General features: G+C 46.2%; 20 protein-coding genes and 1 riboswitch. Of the genes, 9 read left to right on the top strand and 11 right to left on the bottom strand.

Going from position 1 to position 22,603, the window contains the following annotated elements; translation table 11 throughout:
* Positions 1 to 101: 101 nt before the first annotated feature.
* From cysQ to AB4585_RS11015, 4 genes are all read right to left on the bottom strand, one after another.
* Positions 102 to 929 carry a 3'(2'),5'-bisphosphate nucleotidase CysQ gene (gene cysQ, locus AB4585_RS11030; protein WP_017062477.1) on the bottom strand — a complete coding sequence of 276 codons (828 nt, stop codon included), beginning with the start codon at positions 927 to 929 and terminating at the stop codon, positions 102 to 104.
* A 36-nt stretch (positions 930 to 965) separates the two neighbouring features.
* Positions 966 to 1,517 (bottom strand): ADP compounds hydrolase NudE, encoded by a 552-nt coding sequence (gene nudE / locus AB4585_RS11025; protein ID WP_017062476.1) that lies wholly within the window; start codon positions 1,515 to 1,517, stop codon positions 966 to 968.
* A 289-nt stretch (positions 1,518 to 1,806) separates the two neighbouring features.
* Positions 1,807 to 2,391 carry a Fe-S biogenesis protein NfuA gene (gene nfuA, locus AB4585_RS11020; protein WP_004741449.1) on the bottom strand — a complete coding sequence of 195 codons (585 nt, stop codon included), beginning with the start codon at positions 2,389 to 2,391 and terminating at the stop codon, positions 1,807 to 1,809.
* A 109-nt stretch (positions 2,392 to 2,500) separates the two neighbouring features.
* Positions 2,501 to 3,214, bottom strand: coding sequence for a ComF family protein (locus AB4585_RS11015; protein ID WP_170962812.1), 714 nt, complete (start codon positions 3,212 to 3,214; stop codon positions 2,501 to 2,503).
* A gap of 93 nt (positions 3,215 to 3,307) precedes the next feature.
* On the opposite strand from AB4585_RS11015, the gene bioH reads away from it, so the two are divergent.
* Positions 3,308 to 4,084: a pimeloyl-ACP methyl ester esterase BioH gene (gene bioH / locus AB4585_RS11010; protein ID WP_017063077.1), complete on the top strand. Its 777-nt coding sequence runs from the start codon at positions 3,308 to 3,310 to the stop codon at positions 4,082 to 4,084.
* Between the two features lie 353 nt (positions 4,085 to 4,437).
* The gene (locus AB4585_RS11005; RefSeq protein WP_372154383.1) at positions 4,438 to 4,911 is read left to right on the top strand and encodes an ATP-dependent Lon protease; all 474 of its coding nucleotides are present in this window, start codon (positions 4,438 to 4,440) and stop codon (positions 4,909 to 4,911) included.
* Between the two features lie 126 nt (positions 4,912 to 5,037).
* Here the strand turns inward: AB4585_RS11005 and AB4585_RS11000 are convergent, their stop codons facing one another.
* Both AB4585_RS11000 and greB read right to left on the bottom strand, forming a co-directional pair.
* Positions 5,038 to 7,368 carry a Tex family protein gene (locus AB4585_RS11000; RefSeq protein WP_372169813.1) on the bottom strand — a complete coding sequence of 777 codons (2,331 nt, stop codon included), beginning with the start codon at positions 7,366 to 7,368 and terminating at the stop codon, positions 5,038 to 5,040.
* Positions 7,369 to 8,030: 662 nt separating this feature from the next.
* Complete coding sequence (greB, locus tag AB4585_RS10995) at positions 8,031 to 8,513, bottom strand: transcription elongation factor GreB (protein ID WP_017062470.1); 483 nt, start codon at positions 8,511 to 8,513, stop codon at positions 8,031 to 8,033.
* Positions 8,514 to 8,691: 178 nt separating this feature from the next.
* On the opposite strand from greB, the gene ompR reads away from it, so the two are divergent.
* Together ompR and envZ are read left to right on the top strand one after the other, a co-directional pair.
* Positions 8,692 to 9,411 carry a two-component system response regulator OmpR gene (gene ompR / locus AB4585_RS10990; protein WP_008218409.1) on the top strand — a complete coding sequence of 240 codons (720 nt, stop codon included), beginning with the start codon at positions 8,692 to 8,694 and terminating at the stop codon, positions 9,409 to 9,411.
* Positions 9,412 to 9,564: 153 nt separating this feature from the next.
* Positions 9,565 to 10,860 (top strand): two-component system sensor histidine kinase EnvZ, encoded by a 1,296-nt coding sequence (envZ, locus tag AB4585_RS10985; protein ID WP_102398527.1) that lies wholly within the window; start codon positions 9,565 to 9,567, stop codon positions 10,858 to 10,860.
* 276 nt (positions 10,861 to 11,136) lie between these two features.
* Here envZ and recG read toward each other — a convergent pair whose 3' ends face one another.
* From recG to gmk, 4 genes are all read right to left on the bottom strand, one after another.
* The gene (gene recG / locus AB4585_RS10980; RefSeq protein ID WP_372169811.1) at positions 11,137 to 13,215 is read right to left on the bottom strand and encodes an ATP-dependent DNA helicase RecG; all 2,079 of its coding nucleotides are present in this window, start codon (positions 13,213 to 13,215) and stop codon (positions 11,137 to 11,139) included.
* 177 nt (positions 13,216 to 13,392) lie between these two features.
* Positions 13,393 to 15,519 carry a bifunctional GTP diphosphokinase/guanosine-3',5'-bis pyrophosphate 3'-pyrophosphohydrolase gene (gene spoT / locus AB4585_RS10975; protein ID WP_017062467.1) on the bottom strand — a complete coding sequence of 709 codons (2,127 nt, stop codon included), beginning with the start codon at positions 15,517 to 15,519 and terminating at the stop codon, positions 13,393 to 13,395.
* Positions 15,520 to 15,558: 39 nt separating this feature from the next.
* Positions 15,559 to 15,831: a DNA-directed RNA polymerase subunit omega gene (rpoZ, locus tag AB4585_RS10970; protein WP_009848003.1), complete on the bottom strand. Its 273-nt coding sequence runs from the start codon at positions 15,829 to 15,831 to the stop codon at positions 15,559 to 15,561.
* Positions 15,832 to 15,950: 119 nt separating this feature from the next.
* On the bottom strand, positions 15,951 to 16,574 hold the full coding sequence (gmk, locus tag AB4585_RS10965; protein WP_017062466.1) for a guanylate kinase: 624 nt from the start codon (positions 16,572 to 16,574) through the stop codon (positions 15,951 to 15,953).
* Between the two features lie 348 nt (positions 16,575 to 16,922).
* Positions 16,923 to 17,022: riboswitch (purine riboswitch) on the top strand.
* Positions 17,023 to 17,080: 58 nt separating this feature from the next.
* On the opposite strand from gmk, the gene AB4585_RS10960 reads away from it, so the two are divergent.
* The 3 genes from AB4585_RS10960 to AB4585_RS10950 all read left to right on the top strand — a co-directional run bounded on the left by AB4585_RS10960 (position 17,081) and on the right by AB4585_RS10950 (position 19,622).
* On the top strand, positions 17,081 to 18,451 hold the full coding sequence (locus AB4585_RS10960; protein WP_017062465.1) for an NCS2 family permease: 1,371 nt from the start codon (positions 17,081 to 17,083) through the stop codon (positions 18,449 to 18,451).
* Between the two features lie 221 nt (positions 18,452 to 18,672).
* The gene (locus tag AB4585_RS10955) at positions 18,673 to 19,098 is read left to right on the top strand and encodes a phosphate-starvation-inducible protein PsiE (protein ID WP_017062464.1); all 426 of its coding nucleotides are present in this window, start codon (positions 18,673 to 18,675) and stop codon (positions 19,096 to 19,098) included.
* 311 nt (positions 19,099 to 19,409) lie between these two features.
* Positions 19,410 to 19,622 carry a cold-shock protein gene (locus AB4585_RS10950; protein ID WP_017071067.1) on the top strand — a complete coding sequence of 71 codons (213 nt, stop codon included), beginning with the start codon at positions 19,410 to 19,412 and terminating at the stop codon, positions 19,620 to 19,622.
* A 332-nt stretch (positions 19,623 to 19,954) separates the two neighbouring features.
* Here AB4585_RS10950 and AB4585_RS10945 read toward each other — a convergent pair whose 3' ends face one another.
* The gene (locus AB4585_RS10945) at positions 19,955 to 20,821 is read right to left on the bottom strand and encodes a YicC/YloC family endoribonuclease (RefSeq protein WP_048618554.1); all 867 of its coding nucleotides are present in this window, start codon (positions 20,819 to 20,821) and stop codon (positions 19,955 to 19,957) included.
* Positions 20,822 to 21,069: 248 nt separating this feature from the next.
* Between AB4585_RS10945 and rph the strand changes: the two genes are divergently transcribed.
* Together rph and pyrE are read left to right on the top strand one after the other, a co-directional pair.
* Positions 21,070 to 21,786: a ribonuclease PH gene (gene rph / locus AB4585_RS10940; RefSeq protein ID WP_009847983.1), complete on the top strand. Its 717-nt coding sequence runs from the start codon at positions 21,070 to 21,072 to the stop codon at positions 21,784 to 21,786.
* Positions 21,787 to 21,893: 107 nt separating this feature from the next.
* The gene (gene pyrE / locus AB4585_RS10935; protein WP_017059267.1) at positions 21,894 to 22,535 is read left to right on the top strand and encodes an orotate phosphoribosyltransferase; all 642 of its coding nucleotides are present in this window, start codon (positions 21,894 to 21,896) and stop codon (positions 22,533 to 22,535) included.
* The last annotated feature ends 68 nt before the right edge of the window (positions 22,536 to 22,603 follow it).

Raw genomic sequence — 22,603 nt, 5'->3', positions numbered from 1 at the left:
CTAAATTACGAGATATAAAAAACGGGCACCTCACTGAGGTGCCCGTTTTGTTTGTTCTGAGAATCTAGAGGATATCTGACAGTTAAAGGGAGCAAACTCGCCTAGTCTTTGCCTTGCAAAATTTCTACCCACGGTAAATCTGCATCACCGAGTACAATGAAGTTCGGGTTTTCTAGCGTTTCTCTTTCATTGTACGAAAGCGGTTCTAGTTGAGTACTTAAGATACGTCCGCCAGCTTCTTCAACAATGCACTGCGTTGCGGCGGTATCCCACTCTCCGGTTGGTCCAAGGCGCAGATAACAATCCACAGCACCTTCTGCGACTAAACAGGCCTTAAGCGCTGCTGAGCCTAGAGGAACCAAATCATAATTCCATGCTGAGCTCATACGGCTAGTGATGCGATTGATGTCCTGGCGACGGCTGATCGCCATGGCGATTGACTGGTTTGGCAGCTCGTGACGATGCGTTTTGATTTTCACGCTGTCATTAAGGTCTGGGATCTTCCAAGCGCCTTTGCCACTGTAAGCGTAATAGCTCACACCTGAAACGGGTGCGTATACCACGCCCATCACTGGCTTGTTATGCTCGATTAGGGCGATAATTGTCGCGAAATCACCACTTCGTGCGATGAACTCCTGGGTGCCGTCCAGTGGGTCAACTAACCAGTAGCGATCCCATTGAGAGCGTTGCTCTAGGCTGATGTCGGCGTCTTCTTCGGATAATACGGGAATATCAGGCGTCAATTCACTGAGTTTTTTTAATATCAGCTTATGTGCTGCAAGATCGGCACTGGTTACTGGAGTGTCATCACTCTTAATGAACTCTTCGTAATCCTTTTTCTCGTAGATCTCTAAGATGAGTTGACCAGCAGAGCGAGCAATCTCAATGACAGAGGGTAGGAGGTGAGACAAATCTTTTGTTATTGGCATAAATGTTCTCTTACTCTTAGAGCGAGCCTGAATGTTCTAGTTATTGTTTAATACACGAAGGCTTAAAAGCAGGGCTGTAATACTCCGAGCCTCACAGAAATCGAGATGTGTTAACAGTTCTTCGGCTTGAGCAAGTGGCCAGCGCACAATATCGAGAGGCTCTGGCTCATCACCTTCTAGCTTTTCTGGGTAGAGGTCTTCTGCAATAAACAGCGTCATTTTGCTAGAGAAGTAAGAGGGTGCAAGGATCACTTCCTTCAGCGGAGTAAGCTTGTTGGCACCGAAGCCTATCTCTTCTTTGAGTTCGCGAACGGCGGCTTCGTTTGGCTGCTCACCTGGATCAATCAGCCCTTTTGGAAAGCCAAGTTCGTAGCGTTCAGTTCCCGCTGCATATTCACGTACTAATAGAATATCGCCTTGCTCAGTAATAGGAACCATCATCACTGCGTTGCGCCCGCTGGGCTTCATGCGTTCGTAAGTGCGCTCTTCGCCGTTTGAAAAGCGTAAGTCGAGAGACTCGATAGAGAATAGTCTTGATTGAGCGACAGTTTGTTTAGCCAAAATCTCTGGCTTGGTCCTTTTCGTCATTGCGCTCGCTCCTTAGCTCATTGGAATTCTTTCTTATAAAGTCATTCTAATATAGGGGAAATGACCTTGAGTTCCTAGATCCGAGTTTTCATATCCGAAAATTATTGAAGCAGGAATCGATTACGATCACTTGAATACCTTACTCAAGATGGTAACGAGGTGAAAATATGGTTGTATAGCAAAAGAGTATAGAGAGAACGCGATAGTCCTAACTTGCTTATCCACATAACAAAAAAGGTTGATGCTTGCGCATCAACCTTTCAAATAACAACTAACACTAAATCAGTGATTAGTAGTAAGAGTGCTCACCACGATCGTGCTCAGTTGCATCACGAACAGCAGTCAGTTCACCTTCAAACTGTTGAAGAAGTTCTTTCTCGATGCCTTCTTTTAGCGTTACATCAACCATAGAACAACCGTTACAACCACCACCGAATGCTACAATAGCTGCGCCGTCTTCAGTGATTTCTACCAAGCTAACGTGACCGCCGTGACCAGCAAGTTGTGGGTTAACTTGTGTTTGAATTGCGTATTCAACACGTTCTAGAAGTGGTGCATCGTCTGCGACTTTACGCATCTTAGCGTTTGGTGCTTTAAGCGTTAGCTGAGAGCCCATTTTGTCAGTAACGAAGTCAATTTCAGCTTCATCTAGGAACGGTAGGCTTAGCTCATCTACGTATGCAGAGAAAGCTTCGAATTTAAGCTCTGTGTCAGACGCTTCGATAGCATCTGTTGGGCAGTAAGAAACACCACACTCAGCGTTTTGTGTGCCTGGGTTTACCACGAACACACGAATGTTTGTACCTTCAGGCTGCTGTGACAGCAGATTGGCAAAGTGAGTTTGAGCTGTTTCTGTAATAGTAATATTTGACACGACGAATACCTGAGTAGATTTGTAGGTTATTAGCGCCATTCTACTCCTGTCAGATTTGTAATTCAGCCCTTTTTTGTTGGATTGCTGTACAAGTAGTGATTCACAGCTTTTATCCAGAGGGCTCAGGAGTGCGGCAGATGCAGTAAATATCAATCCTTTTAACGTCCACTTCAAGTAGTAATTGGCATAATTGATACACAGTACTGCCGGTGGTTACAACATCATCAATTATCGCGACGTGAGAGGGGATAGTTCCTTGAACGTCTTGTTTTCGCAGCGCAAAAGCGCTCTTTAGATTGTGTAATCGTGCGGATTTAGTCAGCCCCTGCTGGGAAGCCGTTGAGCGAATTCGACGAAAGAGCACATCACTTTCAACGCCAAGCTCTTGAGCCGTGTAGTCGGCTAGCAGCTTACTTTGATTAAAGCCGCGATGAGTATATCGACGCCAATGCAGCGGCACGCTGGTGATCAGCGGAGCAGGATATTCGATACGTGATGCCAATAGCTTAGATAGATCACGTGCAAACCAAAACTTATCAGCGTACTTCATTTGCTGAATGTAACCTGCTGTAGGGAAGGTGTAATCGCCGACACAGTAGAGGCGATGCCAAGGTGGAGGTTGAGATAAGCACTGTCCGCACTGCTCTACTGTGAGCAGTGTTTTTAAACCACATCGTTGGCAGCGTGGTACTGGCTGAAAGAGTTTGAGACAAGAATTGCACCATCGAGGATGTGTATCACTGGGCAGTTTATCAAGTTTGCACAGGTGGCATTGAGGTGTGACCAGACGTGGTGTGTGTTTTTGTAGCCAATCGGATAACATAGCTCGTGATGCTTTTGGGTTATGGTGTTCCTTTTGCTCACCATACTGAAAAGCGCGGATTATCGCTGATGGAAAAAGTAGGGAATATTGAGAATGAGTGACGCGTTATATTGGCATGTTTCTGGGCAAGGGCCTGATTTAGTACTGGTTCACGGCTGGGGAATGAACGGTGCGGTATGGCAACAAACCGTTAATGCATTACAAGCTGATTTTCGAGTGCATGTTGTCGATTTACCAGGGTATGGACACAGCGCGCACTGCCACGCTCAAGATCTTGAAGAGATTGCTCAGCAGCTTTTGGCCGAAGCACCAAAGCAAGCGATTTGGGTGGGTTGGTCACTTGGAGGCTTGGTCGCAACGCACATGGCTCTCCATCACTCAGATTACGTGAGCAAGCTGGTGACTGTCGCCAGTTCTCCCAAATTCGCCGCTGCAAAAGAGCCCGTGTTATGGCGAGGCATTCAGCCCAACGTATTAAGCGCATTCACCGAGCAACTGGTTGAAGATTTCCAAACCACCATCGAACGCTTTATGGCATTGCAAGCCATGGGCAGCCCTTCAGCAAGGCAAGATGTAAAACAACTCAAGCAAGCGGTGCTGTCTCGCCCGTTGCCGAACCCTGACTCATTATTGGCAGGATTAAAGATGCTGTCGGATGTCGATCTGCGTGAACAACTGCCTGAGATTTCAGTACCAATGCTACGCTTGTATGGTCGATTAGATGGATTGGTGCCAATCAAGGTTGCGAAAGACTTAGGCACAGCCTTGCCTCATACCGAGCAATACATATTTACCCAGTCTTCGCATGCACCGTTTATGACCGAAGCGGATGCCTTTTGCAGTGAGCTTGTCAGCTTCGCACAAAAATAATTGCTAAATATATATCCGGCTTGGTCGATATATAAGCTAATACCAATCACAGTAAGTAAGTGTTCAAAAATAGCGTAGGTAAAAGGCTTGAGAACAAGGCAGCTTTTTTTTGACAAGTAGTTTCGATAAGTAGTTATTCTACAATCAAAAAATCTAACGCCGTTATCGAGCATTTTAACAAGCTAGGATGATCAGTTATTTACTACGATTGGTATAACACCAACGTGTTGCATGATACTCAGACCTAACTCTCTCCAGAGCTGATTGCGCTAAGTTGGGCTATGCCTGTTGTGCGTTCTCGGTACAACAGTGTTATGGCAATATTGATGGGCGATTCTTGAGGAGAGTTCGCGATGATTGTGTCACCTGCAACTGCAGTGAGTGTGCCACTAATCGCCCCGTCCGTTAATGTGCAAACAGAGCAAGTTGCGCGTGATAATAGAGTCCGAGAACCTATTGCTCCCGCAGTAGCATTGGCGAGAACCAATGCAGAGCGTAAGGTAAAACCGGACGATAAACGAAGGCAGCAGTCGGCTTGGGATCCTTCAGACCATCCAGGTTATGAAATGGAGAACGAGTCAGAGGCCAATTCGGTTAGCCAAGAAGAGCCACAAGACCCTTTTGATCGGCTGTTCAGCTTATTGGCACTGAAAACATACAGTGCTGATCAAGGCAAAGGCTATACCATGCGTTTCCGCCTGCCAAAGCATGTTTTAGATGCGGCGATTCAGGAAGGACAGATGGAGAAACGACGTAAGGTCATAAAGTATCATTATGGTCATGCTGTTGCGCCTCATGCTCCATCAGAGATGCTGGTGGTCTTATAAATCAAAAGTTTACGAGTCAACCAAGCTTCGATGTCTTTTTTGAACACATAATAAAAAAACCTGCATACCCTAAGGGATGCAGGTTTTCTGTTTTAAGCACATCAGCTTTTTAGATGAGCTAATGGATTACTTTTTCGCTTTAGCAAAAGCGGCAGCGAATGCTCCACCCATTGCAGCGTTTTGTTGCGGCTCTTCACGACGGCGTTGGCCACCTTGCGAGTTTTGATTCGAGCGGTTTTGTGTACGAGGTGCACTTGAACGTTGAGCACGGTTGTCTTGTCCAGGCTCGTCCTTCATACGCATGCTCAGTGCAATACGTTTACGCTGAACATCCACTTCCATCACCTTCACTTTCACGATGTCGCCCGCTTTAACCACTTCACGTGGGTCAGAGACAAAGCGATCGGTGAGTGCTGAAATATGAACTAAGCCATCTTGGTGAACACCAATATCAACGAAGGCACCAAAGTTAGCCACGTTCGATACCACACCTTCTAGAATCATGCCTGGTTCTAGGTCTGAAACGCTGTTTACGCCATCTGCGAAGGTTGCAGTCTTGAACTCAGGGCGAGGGTCGCGTCCCGGCTTATCCAGCTCTTTGATGATGTCGCTGACCGTTGGTACACCGAAGTTCTCATTGGTGTAATCGATGGCGTGTAAGCCACGTAAGAAGTCTGTGTTACCCACCAGAGATTTGATGTCTTTGTGGTTTTTCTCGGCAATGGTTTTCACTACTGGGTAAGCTTCTGGGTGAACCGATGATGCATCCAGTGGGTTTTTGCCATCCATAATGCGTAGGAAGCCGGCACACTGTTCAAAGGCTTTTGGACCTAAACGAGCCACTTTCTTCAACGTAGTGCGCGCTTCAAAACGACCATTCTCGTCACGGAAATCCACGATGTTCTGAGCAATGGTGCTAGACAGACCAGCAACACGAGTCAGTAGCGCGGCAGATGCGGTATTCACATCAACACCAACTGCGTTTACACAGTCTTCGACAATCGCATCTAGGCGCTTAGCAAGCATGGTTTGGCTCACATCGTGTTGGTATTGGCCCACACCGATCGATTTAGGGTCAATCTTCACCAGTTCTGCCAGTGGATCTTGCAGACGACGAGCAATAGACACCGCACCACGGATTGATACATCCATGTTCGGGAACTCTTTTGCTGCTAGTTCAGACGCAGAATACACCGATGCGCCTGCTTCGCTAACAATGATCTTTTGCGCTTTTAGGTTGCCGCGTTTAATTACGTCAGCCACAAAGCTGTCGGTTTCGCGTGAAGCCGTACCGTTACCAATCGCAATCAAATCAACATTAAATTGACGAACCATCTGCTCAACCACGTGTGCCGATTTGTCGTATTGCTTTTGAGGTGGGTGAGGGTAAATAGTTTCTGTTGCCAAAACCTTACCGGTTGAATCCACGACAGCGATTTTCGAACCGGTACGTAAACCTGGGTCCAAGCCTAAGGTTGCTCGAGGACCAGCTGGCGCTGCCATGAGTAGGTCTTTTAGGTTGGTTGCGAATACTTCAATCGCTTCGATCTCTGCACGCTCTTTCATTGCGCCCATCAATTCAGTTTCCATGTGCATAGAAACCTTGATGCGCCATGCCCAGCTAATCACTTGCTTACGCCAAGCATCCGCAGGTGCGCTGCTTAGGGTAATGTCGTAGTGATCAGAGATGATGTTTTCGCAGTATGAACCACGTACACCTTCTTCTTGCTCTGGGTCTGCGTTCATTGCCAGTGTTAAGAAGCCTTCATTACGGCCTCGTAGCATTGCAAGAGCACGATGTGACGGTACTTTGCTGAGTGTTTCGTTGTGCTCGAAGTAGTCTTTGAACTTCTCGCCTTCTTGCTCTTTACCTGTCACTACACGAGCGACTAGCTCTGCGTTGCGGTTTAGGTGTTGGCGAATCTTTTCAAGCAAGTTCGCATCTTCCGCAATGCGCTCCATGATGATCGCACGAGCGCCATCGAGAGCAGCTTTGGTATCGGCAATGCCTTTATCGTTGCTGATGAAGTTCGCCGCTTCCGTTTCTGGATCGTGCTGTGGTTCATTCCACAGTGTGTCGGCAAGTGGTTCTAAGCCCGCTTCAATCGCGATCTGGCCTTTAGTACGGCGCTTTGGTTTGTATGGCAGGTATAAATCTTCTAGGCGAGTCTTGCTGTCTGCTTGAGTGATATCACGCTCGAGTTCTGGCGTGAGTTTTCCTTGGTCTTGAATCGACTTAAGAATTGTTTGGCGACGATCGTCTAGCTCGCGAAGGTATGAAAGGCGGCTATCAAGGTTACGTAGTTGGGTATCGTCTAAGCCACCCGTAACTTCTTTACGGTAGCGGGCAATAAAGGGAACGGTGTTACCGTCGTCAATTAGGTTTACTGCGGCAGTGACTTGCTCAGAACGGACATTCAGTTCTTCAGCGATCAGTCGACAGATAGCTTGGCTCATCCGATGAATCTCTTATTTAATATCATGACAAATACATGGGGGTGAGCGTACGCTTTTTCTAGCTTTGGCTGTGTAATTATCCTGTCAGAAGTCGAATTTCCGTTTCTGATACCCGCTTTGTGCGAGATCTCTTACAAGTGATGTGAGACTAAGTCGCTTTAGACCGATGAAATCGTCTTGATGTTACACTAAGTTGCTGATTTTATTTGATTGTGTGTTTGTGGGCGTATTTCTCACCTGAAATGTTTTTTAAGACTATCTAGGAAACACGGCCATTTGCCGTAATATTAACTTGTCGACAGGGAGTTGGCAGGAACAGGAAAAAGCCTAATGGACTAGGTATCTTCAGGATGAAGATTTGATTACTTAGGATGAGTGGTCAGCAAGGAAGTGATAATCTCTGGATGAGATTCGCCAGTCAGGATGACAGGCTAGAATGGACACCGCTAGGATGGCGATGAACAAAAAGGAAATTGGTTAAAGGATTTAGCCACTATCAAGGAAAGATGCAGGGAGCACCTTATCTCGAAGAGATAAACAGTAGCCGGATTGCTGCGATAGAGACTTAACCCCGCTAGGCGAAAGCCTTGCGGGGTTTTCTTTTATCTGGAGTTTGGGTTTGCTGAACACTCAGTTTATCGCTAAGTGTTTATTAAGTTTGGTTATTCGTTGTCTGCGTAGCGAATCGAGTTAATGAACCACTCTTTGTCGCCTTCCGGTGTTTTTACCGTAAACTCGTCATCTACTTCTTTCTTGAGCAGAGCTCTAGCCATTGGTGAGTCGATAGAGATATAGCCTTTAGCATCGCCGTAGATCTCTTCTGGGCCGACAATTCGAAACTTCTTAATTTCCCCATCATCATTCTCAATTTCGACCCAAGCACCGAAAAATACCTTACCTTCTTGTTGTGGCGAGTAATCAACGATCGTGACATCAGGTAGGAACTTTCTTAAAAAACGCACTCGGCGATCGATCTGACGAAGTAGACGCTTATTGAAGGTGTAATCTGCGTTTTCTGAGCGATCTCCAAGGCTTGCCGCCCAAGTGACTATCTTAGTAATTTCAGGGCGTTTCTCGTGCCATAAGTGGTCATGTTCTGCTTTGAGCTTGTTATAACCTTCTCGAGTAATAAGTTTGGTTTTCATAAATCTGACTTAATGAAATGATGATCTAAGATAGAATATATAGAAAGGCAACATACGTTAACAATTATTTAGGCGACTTTTTCTCCAATAATGTTACATTTTTAATGTCTTATACCAATATACAATTTACCAAGAATGCTTAACCTTAGGTTTAAGCTTTAATAGGTGGAACCATTACATGCAAGAAAACTACAAAATTTTAGTGGTCGATGACGATGCTCGTTTACGTGCACTGTTAGAGCGCTATCTGTCAGAGCAGGGCTTTCAAGTGCGTAGCGTGGCAAACAGTGAGCAGATGGACCGCCTGTTAACCCGTGAAAATTTTCACTTGATGGTATTGGATTTAATGTTGCCGGGCGAAGATGGTCTATCGATCTGTCGTCGTCTACGAAACGCAAACAACTCGCTACCAATCCTGATGCTTACTGCAAAGGGTGATGAAGTGGATCGCATTGTGGGCTTGGAAGTGGGTGCTGATGATTACCTGCCAAAACCATTTAATCCACGTGAACTGCTTGCTCGTATTAAAGCTGTACTGCGTCGCCAAGTCATTGAAGCGCCGGGTGCACCAAGCACAGAAGAGTCTGTGGTTGAGTTTGGTGAGTTCCGCTTGAACTTAGGTACTCGCGAAATGTTCCGCGGTGAAGAGCCAATGCCGCTTACTTCGGGTGAATTTGCGGTTCTTAAGTCCTTGGTAACGAATGCTCGTGAGCCAATGTCTCGCGATAAGCTGATGAACATGGCTCGTGGCCGTGAGTATTCAGCAATGGAACGTTCTATCGATGTTCAGATTTCACGTCTGCGTCGTTTAGTTGAAGAAGATCCAAGCAAACCTCGCTACATCCAAACGGTGTGGGGCTTGGGTTATGTATTCGTTCCAGATGGCAAAGCTGTGTAATTCAGCTTAATAAGCTCTACAGTAGCTTTATCGATTCTGTGAATCTTACGGGTCATCTCATTAATATGCGATGGCCCGTTTTCTATTCAGCACAATGGTTTAGAGTTATAGTCATATAACACTTTCTTTATCTTTCTACATCTCGGGTGCCCCATGCGTATACGTAGCTCCTTTACTCAGTCGATAGTGCTTTTCTTAACGCTATTGGTCGCTAGCCAAATTTTTTCTTATTACGCGGTGTTTAACTATGCGTTGATGCCAAGTTTGCAGCAGTTTAATAAGATTTTGGCTCACGAGCTAAACCTGGTATTGGACCAAGGCAGTGATATCGAGATCGATGCGCCATTGCGTCAGCGTGTGCTTGAACAGCTCGGGGTAACCGTTCACGCCAAGGGCAGCGAAGCGGCGGGTGAGTATTACCATGCGGTCGCAATCGACCTGATGAGTGAGGAGATGACCAAGGAGCTGGGTTCTGAAACTGAAGTGCGGCTGATCTTGGGTAAAGAGAGCTATGTGCTTTGGATGGACATTGCGCAGTTACCCAACTCTTTAATTCGTATTCCGTTATCAGAGCTGCAAGAAGAGGATTTTGCACCACTGTTTCGTAACAGTCTGATCATGGCGCTGTTGATTGTCGCAGGTGGTTGGCTGTTTATCCGATTGCAAAACCGTCCGTTGATAGCGCTAGAGAAAGCGGCGCAAGGTGTCGGGCGAGGTGATATTCCACCGCCATTGCCAGTTCAAGGCGCACAAGAGATTCGCTCGGTAACTCGAGCCTTTAACCAGATGTCGAAAGGCATCCAAGAGCTAGAAGAAGACCGCGCCTTGTTGATGGCGGGTATCAGCCATGATTTACGTACTCCGTTAACGCGTATTCGCTTAGCGACTGAGATGATGTCACCAGAGGATGCCTACTTAGCTGAGGGGATTATCAGTGATACCGAAGAGTGTAATGAAATCATCAGCCAGTTCATGGATTACCTAAAGCCTGTCGACCGAGATTCATTCCAAGCGGTGTTTGTCGATGATATTGCTCGTGAGGTATCGAGCTCTGAGGGTGGCTACGAGGTTCAGATTGAAACCGATATTCCAGAATCGATGAAGCCAGCGCTAGGTAATCCGATCGCGATGAAGCGTGCTGTGAGCAACTTGGTGGTGAATGCGCTGCGTTACGGTAATGGTTGGGTCAAGGTATCAACTGGTATGACGGCGGATAACAAGCTTGCTTGGGTGACGGTAGAAGATAACGGGCCGGGTATTCCACAAGACCAGATCGGAAAGCTGTTTGAACCTTTCACGCGTGGTGACACGGCTCGTGGTAGCGAAGGAACGGGCTTGGGCTTAGCAATTGTGAAACGTATCGTTAGCCAGCATCAAGGTGCTGTTGTGGTCAATAACCGCAGTGAAGGTGGCTTAAAAGCGCAGATCAGTTTCCCGGTTAAGCCCTAGTTATCATCGGTCCGTTTGATGACGATAAGTTCGGTTCGGGGAACGGTTAAGAGATCCCCGACTCGGTCATTCTTCCCTCTCCGAGGATGACGAATTGCTAACCATGGACTTTGATGATGAAAGTTTACTTTGATCGTCATTCCCTATCGTGAGGAACGAGCGAATAGGGAATCTCGCTCTTGCTTGATGAAAGTAACGCACACTAAAAAGGCTTCCTTGAGGAAGCCTTTTTTACGTTTGAATACGGTCTCAGTGTTAACTATGCCTTAGTGTTAACTACGCCTTAGAGTAAACATCGCGTTCACCCAACCAACGGTTGATGATCGCCTTAGCATTGTCTGGGTAGCTATCGTGAATATGACGCGCAATACGCTGCACTTCAGGTATCAAACGTTGGTCACGAATTAGATCGGCGATCTTGAAATCAGCCAAGCCAGTTTGTTTGGTACCGAGCAATTCACCGGGGCCACGGATTTCTAAGTCGCGCTGTGCAATCACAAAGCCATCGTTACTTTCACGTAGCACACCTAGGCGTTTCTGAGCGGTTTTAGACAGCGGAGAGTGATACAACAATACACAATGACTTGCGACCGAACCTCGGCCGACACGGCCACGCAGTTGGTGCAGTTGCGCTAGGCCAAGACGTTCTGGGTTCTCGATGATCATTAAGCTCGAATTCGGAACATCCACGCCCACTTCAATCACGGTTGTCGCAACCAATAGATGCAGCTTGTTCTCTTTGAACTCTCTCATCACCGCCTGTTTCTCGGCGGGTTTCATACGGCCATGGACTAAACCAATTTTTACGTCAGGCAGTTTGCGTTGTAGCTCTTCTGCAGTGTCGGCCGCGGCTTGCGCTTCTAATACTTCGGATTCATCAATTAGCGTACATACCCAGTAGGCTTGTTTGCCTTCATTGAGACACGCATTACGCACCCGTTCGACAATATCATCACGTTTAGTATCAGGGATCGCTACGGTTTGAATCGGTGTTCGTCCCGGTGGTAGCTCATCAATGATTGAGGTTGCGAGATCGGCATAGGCGGTCATGGCGAGCGTTCGCGGAATCGGCGTTGCCGTCATCACCAACTGATGGGGGTAGTAGCCTTGCTTTGCACCTTTCTCACGTAGCTCTAATCGCTGGTGGACACCAAATCGGTGCTGTTCATCAATGATCACTAAACCAAGGTTTTTGAACTCGACATGCTCTTGGAACAGGGCATGAGTACCGACCACCATTTGCGCTTCGCCACTGGCAATACGTGTTAGTTCAGTTTCACGAGCTTTGCCTTTGAGCTTACCTGCTAGCCATCCAACTTGAATACCCATTGCCTCAAACCAGTTGGCAAAGTTAATCGCGTGTTGTTCTGCGAGTAGTTCAGTGGGTGCCATAAGTGCTACTTGTTGACCGTGTTCCAATGCGCGAACCGCCGCCAGTGCGGCGACTAAGGTTTTACCTGAACCTACATCACCCTGTACTAAACGCATCATAGGGTGTGGCTTTTCAAGGTCGGCTTCGATCTCTTTAGTCACCCTTACTTGAGCATTGGTTGGTGAAAACGGAAGTTGAGCTAACAACTTATCTTTGAGGATGTTTACCGGAGGGAAAGGCATCGCTTTGTCTTGCTGCCCTTTGCTACGAACAGACAACATAGACAGGTTTTGAGCCAGTAACTCTTCCATAATTAGGCGCAGTTGCGCAGGGTGCTTGCCTTCATCAAACAGCTCTAGGTCAATGCCCGGGGGCGGCCTGTGAATGGTATGCAGTGCTTGTGCGAGGGTAATTTGGTGGTCGTATAAACCTGATGGGAGAAGCTCGTTAACTGCGGCCTTGTCGATTAGCTCTAAGGCTTGATCGGTAAGATTACGCAGCGTGACTTGTCTTAGCCCTTCGGTGGTTGGGTACACCGGAGTCAGATTGGCTTCAACATCTGGCTGTTGCCTAGGCGCAAAGAATTTGTAGTCGGGATGGACAATCTCCAGCCCCATGTTACCGCGCTTGATCTCACCGTAGGCATGCACTTGTTTGCCTTCAGCAAAGTTGTTCTTCATACCTGCGGTGAAGTTGAAAAAGCGTAGGGTAATGGTGCCGTTACCATCGCTGATCTTTACCGCCAACATCTTACGTTTACCGAAAATGGTATCGACATGCATGACCTTGCCTTGCACTGCAGCCCATAAGCCCGCGTGCAGTTTTACGATGGGGTAGATACGTGTTCTATCTTCATAGCGCAAAGGGAGGTGAAAAAGCAGATCTTGTACGTTGTTAAGCCCAACCTTTTCCAGTTTCTCTGCGACTTTAGCGCCGACTCCAGATAAAGAGTTGAGAGGGATAGCAGATAAAAGCTGTGACATAACAAGGCTCATAAACGTAAGAGAGATGATCTATTCAAGCATTTTACTGGATTTTTGTACAGGCAGGAATGGGAGGGAGCGCGGTAAATACTAGGATTACGGTTATAAAAATCCCCTTAAGCGATAAAGCATTAAGGGGATTTAAATTCTTGGCAAAACTATTATCAAGTTTAAACGTTAGTTCTTACGACGTCTTACTTTCAGCGCGTGTGGCATCACACGTAGCTTTTTCATAATACTTGCAAGATGAACACGATCTTTGGTGGTCAGCAAGATAGTCACTGTGTACAGGCGTCCATCACGTTCTTCAGTTGAAATACCGTGAATGTTCGAGCCTGTTTTCGAGATAACGTTAGTTAACTCAGCCAGTGCACCTTGGTGATTCTGCAGATCAACCTGAAGTTCAGCAGTGAACTCTTGGTCGTAATCGTCAGACCATTCAACCGCCATGTATTTGTCTGGTTCTTTCTGGTAACCACGAACGTTTGGACACGTTTCACGGTGAACCACAAGGCCACGACCTGGCGATACATGGGCAATGATGTGATCATCTGGAATTGGGTGACAACAGTTAGCGAACGTCAGTAGTAGACCTTCAGCACCACGGATAGCCAATTTCTTCCTTGGTGTGTCGCTGTTGTTTTCCACTTCAGTCAGTTCGTCAGCATCACCCAGTAGACGACGAGCAATAACGATACTCATCAGCTCACCAAGACCAATCGATGCCAGTAAGTCTTCAACATTGTCTAGGCGAAGATCAGACAATACGTGGTCGATATTCTCTTGGCCGATATCGCCAATAGAGTGTTCGCCAAGTGCATGATTCAGTAGACGACGGCCTAGCGTGATCGACTCTTCACGACGCATCGTTTTCAGAACCTGACGGATCTTAGTACGTGCACGCGATGTCACCACGTAGTTGAGCCATGCTGCGTTCGGGCGTGCGCCCGGAGCACTGATGATCTCAATGGTTTGACCGTTCTTCAGTGATTTGCTGAGTGGGTAAGGGTTCATGTCTACACGAGCACCTACACACATGTTGCCGACATCGGTATGCACCGCGTAAGCAAAATCGACCGCTGTTGCGCCTGCCGGAAGCTCGACAATGCGACCCTTCGGCGTGAACACGAAGATCTCATCTGGGAACAGATCAGACTTAACGTTTTCAATGAATTCGAATGAGTTACCCGCGCTTTGTTGCAGCTCAAGTAAGCTCTGCATCCAACGTTGTGCTTTAACCTGTGCGGTTGTGCCATTACTGCTGCGTGAGCCGTTGCCTTTGTAAGACCAGTGCGCTGCGACACCTTTGTCTGCCATTTGATCCATATCTTCAGTACGGATCTGAACCTCAACTGGCACCCCGTGAGGGCCGATCATTGACGTGTGCAGAGATTGGTAGCCGTTGGCTTTTGGTACCGCAATGTAATCTTTCATGCGGCCAGGGCGAGGCTTGTACAGGCTGTGAGCCTGACCAAGTACGCGATAACAAGTATCTGGGGTATCAACCACGACGCGGAAAGCGTAGATGTCCATAATGGTGTGGAAGCGCTGCTCTTTAGTTTTCATCTTGTTGTAGATGGAGAACAGGTTTTTTTCACGACCAAGTACGCGAGCAGGCAAACCGACCTCTTCAAGGCGGCCTTCAATTTCGCTATGGATACGTTGGATCATTTCCTTACGGTTACCACGCGCAGCTTTCACTACGTTTTTAAGTACGCGATAACGGTTAGGATAGAGGGCTTCAAAGCCCAGCTCTTCTAGTTCGGTCTTGATGTTATGAATACCAAGACGGTGAGCTAGTGGAGAATAAATCTCTAGGGTTTCACGAGCAATACGACGCTTTTTGTCAGGACGAAGTGCCCCAAGCGTGCGCATGTTGTGAGTACGGTCAGCTAATTTGATCAAGATAACGCGGATGTCTTGCACCATGGCGAGAACCATCTTGCGGAAGTTCTCTGCTTGCGCTTCTTTGCGATCACGAAATTTAAGCTTATCCAGCTTAGATACACCATCAACCAATTCAGCAACGGTATTGCCAAATTTTTCCTCTAGATCTTCTTTAGTGACATCACAGTCTTCGATGACATCATGAAGCAGAGCAGCTTGCAGGGTTTCGATATCCAGACGCATTTCTGCCAGGATTCTTGAAACAGCTACAGGGTGGATAATGTATGGTTCACCGCTTGAGCGGGTTTGCCCTTCATGGGCGTCTCTCGCTACCACATAAGATTGACGCAGAGCCTCAATTTGAGGCTCTGTTAGGTATTCTTGGGCAACGTCTTTGAGGCTATCGAATAGATACAAATTAAAGGCCCGGAAGGTTAATTAGTTCGAATGACGTTCTTAACGAGTGTGAGCGATGCTGCTTACTGCTGCAAGTTCAGCCGCTTCTTGCTCTTGTTGCTCTTGACGTTCACGAGCATCTAGTACGTCTTTAGTGATAAGACCTTCTTCGATTTCGCGAAGAGCGATAACCGTTGGCTTATCGTTTTCTTCAGGCACTAGTGAATCTTTACCGCCAGTTTGCATTTGACGTGCGCGGCGAGCCGCAATAAGAACTAGGTCGAAACGGTTGCCAACTTTTTCAACAGCGTCTTGAACAGTTACGCGTGCCATGAGGACTCCAAATAGTAATTAACTAATAAATTTTTGATGACGAGAAAGTATACAAGTTTAACTAGATACTTTCTAGATCACCGTATACTTATCTCAATAGAAAATCTAGGGGATCTAGATTATTCCGCTAATAAAGCAGTAAGCATGCCGCTGTATTTCGCTGCTTGCTTATCTTCTTTTAAGCGCTCCGCACGAATGATAGCTCTGAAGTCCATTAGGGCTGCATCAAAGTCGTCATTCACGATCACATAATCATATTCTGCATAGTGAGAAATCTCTGATTTTGCTTCGCTCATGCGTTTCGCAATAACTTCGTCGCTGTCTTGACCGCGAACATTCAAACGACGCTCTAGTTCACCATTTGATGGTGGAAGAATGAATACACTCTTCGCTTGAGGCATTTGTTCACGGATCTGACGAGCACCTTGCCAGTCGATATCTAGGAATACATCGATACCGCGGTTTAGGTTTTCTTCAATCCAAACGCGTGAAGTACCGTAGTAGTTGCCGAACACTTCAGCGTACTCTAGGAATTCACCTTTAGTAATAAGGTCTTCAAAATGATGCTTCTCTACGAAGTGGTAGTGAACACCATTTTCTTCACCAGGGCGCATACCGCGAGTGGTGTGTGAAACAGATACCTTCATTGCGTAGGTTGGATTGGTTTCTAGCATTGCTGAGATCAAGCTCGACTTACCTGCGCCACTAGGTGCAGATACGATGTAAAGAGTACCTTTGCCCATCTGTATATTTCCACTGTTGGTTGGATTGAGTGAAGGCAATAAACCTACACTTTAAAAGATAGCACTGACTCTAATTTTTGTTCCGATGGCGCATCTACTAATTGTGCCGTTGGTTACGTCTATAAAGAGATAACGAGTAAAACTAATAGAAGCAACTGGTGAAAATTAGGTCAGAAAAATGGAGGCGAAGAGTAGCATATTTAGATGATTGAGAACAACTGGCTTGATCGTTATTTATCAGCAAATGATCTTCTCAAAGATCTTTGTATAAATGTAATGACTCGTCATCGGTACTTTTTTATGTGATCTGGACAAAATTTGTTGAAGTTTTAATCTCAATCCTTACAATCCGCGCAAACGATTAAATGCTGTATATATCTAGTGATATGGACTAGATGTTTCTACTACCGAGCCTACCTTGGTGACTACAGTTTTTAGTGTAGAGACCTCTCTATTCTCACAGCATTTGAATCACCAAATTCTTAATTTATTGCATAGGTTTTGTTGTGAGTACCGATTCCACCCTGAAAGCCCAGAACACCTCTGGCTCGCTTGATTCGATGTTTAAAATCACTGAAAGAAAAACCACGATTGGCACTGAGCTGTACGCGGGTTTCATTACTTTCTTGGCGATGAGTTACATTCTGGCGGTTAACCCAGCAATTTTGGGTGATATTCCAGGCATGGACAAAGGTGCCGTGTTTACAGCAACGGCTCTGTCTGCGGCAATCGCAACCCTAATTATGGGCATTTGGGGCAACTACCCTGTAATGCTAGCGCCGGGCATGAGTATGAACGGCTTTTTCAAAGGTCTGCTGTTAAGTGGATCTGTTGCCGTGCTTTGGAATGAAGCGCTGTTCGGTATCTTCCTATCTGGTATTTTGTACCTTGCGTTCTCATTGACCAATATTCGTAAATCGATGATTGAATCGATTCCTGAAGATTTGAAGTTGGCGATTACCGTGTCTCTCGGACTGTTCATTGCTTTCTTAGGTCTTAAGAATGCGGGCATCATCGTTTCTAACCCATTCGTATTGGTAGGCTTAGGCGACATTTCTGATCCAAAAGTGATCATCGCTTACGTGAGCATCTTCATCGCACTGGGTTGTATGGTTCGTGACATCAAGCTAGCAACGTTCATCTCATTCGTTTCTGCTATCGTGTTGACGATTCTTGCTGACGTCTTCATGGGCACTTCAAACGCACCAATCCCAGAGCAGTTCATTGCTATGCCACCAAGCATGGCTGGCAGCTTCGGCGCTATCTTCGATTTCTCTGCTTTCACGCCAGAGAAAATGTTCGACTTACTGTTCATCGTACTTATTTTCTTGATTGTCGATTTCTTTGATGGCTTGAGCACCATTGTCGGCGTTGGCCGTGATGCGGGTATCATCGATAAAGACGGCAAGGTGCCAAACGCGAAATCGGCTCTAGTAGCAGATGCGGGCGGTACTGTGATTGGTTCAATTCTTGGTACCACATCGATCACTGCTTTCTCTGAGTCTGGCATCGCTTCTTCTCAAGGTGCAAAAACGGGTTTGGCAGCAGTCATGGTGGCTGGTCTGTTCCTAATCTCGCTATTCCTATACCCAATCTTCTCTATCTTCTCGGCTGCAATGGTTGCACCGGCGATGGTAGTAGTCGGCATCTACATGGTAGGTCGTCTTGGTCAGATCAACTGGGAAAAGAAAGAGTCACGCATTGCAGCCTTCTTTACCATCATGTTCACAGTGCTAAGCTTCTCTCCAGCGAACGGTATGGCGATGGGCTTCATCAGCTACGCATTCACAATGGTTGTGGCAGGTAAGCGCAAAGAAGTACACCCGCTTATCTACGGACTGTGTGTGGTGTTCTTAACTTACCTGATTCTGCTTTAAGGCTAATTAGTCACTAAGAAGTCGCTAAGTAAAAGACAAACAGATGGCTCTGCAGTGAATGCGGGGCCATTTTTGTATTTGTTGCTTTTTACCGTTGCTTCTTAATGTTGGTTACCGATGAGTTGATGGCGTTAGCCTAAAGTCGGTGCTTTGACAGTACGCGACTTATATTGATGCATGCTATTGTAGAGACTGGATTAATTATTTTTTGAAGAGTGACTATGCCTTCTCACTTACCTAAATCTTTTAGTAAGCCGTTTTTAAAAGTATTCCACATTATGGAAGCGGTATTGCTGGTGGCGATCACGCTCGCGACCTTGTTTGCGATGGTCGAAGAGTTCATGCATGTCTTCGCTGAACGCCGAGTGCAATTGACCGACATTCTGCTGATGTTCATCTATTTAGAAGTGTTGGCGATGGTTCAGCAGTTTGTGATGAACGGTAAGATTCCAGTGCGATACCCGATCTATATCGCGATGATGGCGATTGCTCGTTACATCACTTTGGGCATGAAAGAACTCGATGCGGTATTGATCGTTTGGTTATCTTTAGCGGCATTTATCTTGGCCGCGGCAACATTGTTGATTCGTGTTGGACATCATTATTGGCCGTATGTAGACCTTAGAACCAAGCAGCCAGATGAGTAACACTTTGAAGGTTAAAGTTTTATAAATGAAGCCCAACGATATCGTTGGGCTTTTAATTTAAGCCAGTTGAACAAAAAAACATCAAATTGTCCAAATAACGCTTTACAAGCAGGCTCAGATCACCAAGAATGGCGTCGCTCTGTTCTCAGGGTTATTAAATGAAACATCCAGTTGTAAAGTAGAACCCTTAGTATTGCTTCATTGTTATTCTCAGTGTTTCCCTTAGCTTCATAGATACATTAAATAATTCAAGCTTTCAGCGCATCGCACTTTTGGCGATTAATTTTTTATTTTTATATAAGGGACACATCATGTCTAACAAAGTAAACGGCGTAGTAAAATGGTTTAACGAAGAGAAAGGCTTCGGTTTCCTAACTCAAGACAACGGCGGCGCTGACGTATTCGTACACTTCCGTGCAATCGCTTCTGAAGGTTTCAAGACTCTTAAAGAAGGCCAACAAGTGTCTTTCGAAGTAGAGCAAGGCCAAAAAGGTCTTCAAGCTGCAAACGTTGTAGCTCTATAAGATTTTAAGTCGGCGCAGGTTGCAACAGCAACTTGCGTCACTTTCTCTCTCAAATTTGTTTCCCCCCTCAGTTTTACCGCAACACTCTTCTCCATTAGCAATACCCTCTCTAAGTATTCAAAAATCCTGTTTTACGTCCGTTATCTCGTTCTAACTATCGTTGTATCTGTTCTTTGCTCTAACTCAACCTTCTACGTAACAACCAGTCACTTGCTCATCCTGATTACTATTACTGTATCCATAAAAAAAAGCCCCTAAAATTAGGAGCTCATTTTGATCTAATCAACACTGATTAAGCTGATTATTCTTTATCGTGTACAGCTTACAGACTGTTATTCAATGTTTTGGATCTGCTCACGCATCTGTTCGATAAGAACCTTAAGCTCTACGCCTGATGCTGTGATGTCTGTGCTGATAGACTTAGACGCTAGCGTGTTTGACTCACGGTTGAACTCTTGCATCATGAAGTCTAGCTTACGGCCACAAGCGCCACCTTTCTTCAGTACTGCATTTGCTTCTTTCACGTGAGAATCTAGACGGTCTAGCTCTTCTGCTACGTCTGACTTCTGCGCAAGTAGGATAAGCTCTTGCTCAACACGAGAACCTTCAAGTTCGATTTTCGCATCTTCAAATTTGGTAAGAAGACGCTCACGTTGCCACTCTAGGATCTCAGGCATGCGTGCACGAACTTTCACTACTTCTTCAGTGATTGCATCTAAGCGCTGTACGATTAGCGCCTTCATGTTCTCACCTTCACGAGCACGAGCATCAATGAACTCTGCGATAGCATCGTTGAATGCTTCAAGTAGGTCTTTGTTGATGGCATCCATGTCTTGCTCTGGCGTTTCCATCACACCAGGCCAGTTCATGACTTGGAATGGGTTCAAACGGCTCTCTTCGCCAGTCATCGTCATTACTTGGTTCGCCGCATTGATTACTTGCTGAGCCAAACCTTCGTTAATGCTTAGTTCTCCCTTTGCAGCAGGGTTTGCTTCAAAGCGTAGGTTACATTCAACCTTACCGCGTGCAAGACGCTTACGGAAACGCTCACGCAAGATTGGCTCTAAACCACGGAACTGTTCAGGCATACGGAAGTAAGTTTCTAGGTAGCGTTGGTTTACACTACGGATTTCCCATACTGCTGTGCCCCAATCGCCTTTTACTTCTTTGCGTGCGTACGCGGTCATACTATAAATCATCGAATTTTCCTGTCTTTTATCATTCTGAAAATAACGCGCACGCATAGTATCACGATATGGTGTGCTCTCGAAGCCTGTCGCTTTTCACTGTAAATAGCCTTTCGTGATAAATAGCTTTGAACGGTAAATAGATTTGCACGATAAACTGCTATATAATCTTGCCCCAATCAAAACTGTCTCACCCCTTTCTTAGGTGATGCACTCTTTCGATAGTAAATCACTTCAGACTGTTAATAAGGTAGATACCAATGCGTCCAAATGACCGCGCTGTAGATCAAATTCGTCCAATTAAAATTACTCGTAACTACACAGCTTATGCTGAAGGTTCTGTATTAGTTGAGTTCGGCAACACTAAAGTTCTATGTAATGCGACGGTAGAAGAAAACGTACCGCGTTGGTTAAAAGGCCAAGGAAAGGGTTGGGTAACGGCTGAATACGGCATGCTGCCACGTGCAACGCACACTCGTAACCGTCGTGAAGCGGCGAGCGGCAAGCAAGGTGGTCGTACGATGGAAATCCAACGTCTGATCGCTCGTAGCCTACGTGCTGTTGTTGACCTGAAAGTAATGGGTGAAATTATGATCACTGTCGATTGTGATGTTATCCAAGCAGACGGCGGTACTCGTACTGCTTCTATCTCAGGTGCAAGCGTTGCAATGGCTGATGCTATCAACAGCCTACTAGCAAGCGGCAAACTGAAAAAGAACCCAATGAAAGGCCACGTAGCGGCAGTTTCAGTGGGCATCGTTGGTGCACAAGCACTGTGTGACCTTGAGTACGTTGAAGACTCAGCAGCCGATACCGACATGAACGTTGTAATGACGGAAGACGGTAAGATGATTGAGATTCAAGGTACCGCAGAAGGCGAACCGTTCAGCCACGAAGAGTTGATGCAGCTTTTAGCCCTGGCGAATAAGGGCATTGCTGATATTGTTGAAGCGCAGAAAGCTGCGTTGGCCGACTAGTCATTTTTAATAGCTCCCAATTTGGGGGCTATTTTTTTGTCTGTAAAACCTGAAAGGGTGGTACAGGGCGTAAGTTAAGTTTTATTGAGTAAACATAGAGGATGAGCATGAAAGCATATCAACGTGAATTTATTGAATTTGCACTAGAGAAAGAAGTACTTAAGTTTGGTGAGTTTACTTTAAAGTCTGGCCGCAAGAGCCCTTACTTCTTCAATGCTGGATTGTTTAATACAGGTCGTGACCTAGCGCGCTTAGGTCGCTTCTACGCAGCAGCATTGGCTGATTCTGGCATTGAGTTTGATGTACTATTTGGTCCTGCATACAAAGGTATCCCAATTGCAACGACGACAGCGGTTGCACTAGCGGATCACCACGATGTAGACACGCCCTACTGCTTCAACCGCAAAGAAGCGAAAAACCACGGTGAAGGTGGCAACCTTGTCGGTAGCGCGCTTGAAGGTCGCATCATGTTAGTGGACGACGTGATCACTGCAGGTACTGCGATTCGTGAGTCGATGGAAATCATCCAAGCAAATGGCGCTGATTTAGCGGGCGTGCTTGTTGCTATCGACCGTCAAGAGAAGGGCAAAGGCGAACTGTCTGCGATTCAAGAAGTTGAGCGTGACTTCGGTTGTGCGATTATCTCAATCGTTAGCCTGACTGACTTGGTGACTTTCCTTGAAGAGAAAGGCACAGACGCAGCACATCTAGAGTCAGTAAAAGCGTACCGCGCTCAATACGGCATCTAATACTACTCGTAATTAGACTATAGAATGCACAAGGGGCTGATGATTCATCAGCCCCTTTTCTTTTGGTT

The organism is Vibrio sp. 10N.222.49.C9, from assembly GCF_041474985.1.
GTDB classification, from domain to species: Bacteria; Pseudomonadota; Gammaproteobacteria; order Enterobacterales; family Vibrionaceae; genus Vibrio; species Vibrio crassostreae_C.
This window is presented reverse-complemented; position numbering and strand designations above follow the sequence as displayed.

Coding starts and splice junctions, on each gene's coding strand:
- cysQ (WP_017062477.1), bottom strand. CDS start 929: ATGCCAATAACAAAAGATTTGTCTCACCTCCTACCCTCTGTCATTGAG.
- nudE (WP_017062476.1), bottom strand. CDS start 1,517: ATGACGAAAAGGACCAAGCCAGAGATTTTGGCTAAACAAACTGTCGCT.
- AB4585_RS11015 (WP_170962812.1), bottom strand. CDS start 3,214: ATGTTATCCGATTGGCTACAAAAACACACACCACGTCTGGTCACACCT.
- bioH (WP_017063077.1), top strand. CDS start 3,308: ATGAGTGACGCGTTATATTGGCATGTTTCTGGGCAAGGGCCTGATTTA.
- AB4585_RS11005 (WP_372154383.1), top strand. CDS start 4,438: ATGATTGTGTCACCTGCAACTGCAGTGAGTGTGCCACTAATCGCCCCG.
- AB4585_RS11000 (WP_372169813.1), bottom strand. CDS start 7,368: ATGAGCCAAGCTATCTGTCGACTGATCGCTGAAGAACTGAATGTCCGT.
- greB (WP_017062470.1), bottom strand. CDS start 8,513: ATGAAAACCAAACTTATTACTCGAGAAGGTTATAACAAGCTCAAAGCA.
- ompR (WP_008218409.1), top strand. CDS start 8,692: ATGCAAGAAAACTACAAAATTTTAGTGGTCGATGACGATGCTCGTTTA.
- envZ (WP_102398527.1), top strand. CDS start 9,565: ATGCGTATACGTAGCTCCTTTACTCAGTCGATAGTGCTTTTCTTAACG.
- recG (WP_372169811.1), bottom strand. CDS start 13,215: ATGTCACAGCTTTTATCTGCTATCCCTCTCAACTCTTTATCTGGAGTC.
- rpoZ (WP_009848003.1), bottom strand. CDS start 15,831: ATGGCACGCGTAACTGTTCAAGACGCTGTTGAAAAAGTTGGCAACCGT.
- gmk (WP_017062466.1), bottom strand. CDS start 16,574: ATGGGCAAAGGTACTCTTTACATCGTATCTGCACCTAGTGGCGCAGGT.
- AB4585_RS10955 (WP_017062464.1), top strand. CDS start 18,673: ATGCCTTCTCACTTACCTAAATCTTTTAGTAAGCCGTTTTTAAAAGTA.
- AB4585_RS10950 (WP_017071067.1), top strand. CDS start 19,410: ATGTCTAACAAAGTAAACGGCGTAGTAAAATGGTTTAACGAAGAGAAA.
- AB4585_RS10945 (WP_048618554.1), bottom strand. CDS start 20,821: ATGATTTATAGTATGACCGCGTACGCACGCAAAGAAGTAAAAGGCGAT.
- rph (WP_009847983.1), top strand. CDS start 21,070: ATGCGTCCAAATGACCGCGCTGTAGATCAAATTCGTCCAATTAAAATT.
- pyrE (WP_017059267.1), top strand. CDS start 21,894: ATGAAAGCATATCAACGTGAATTTATTGAATTTGCACTAGAGAAAGAA.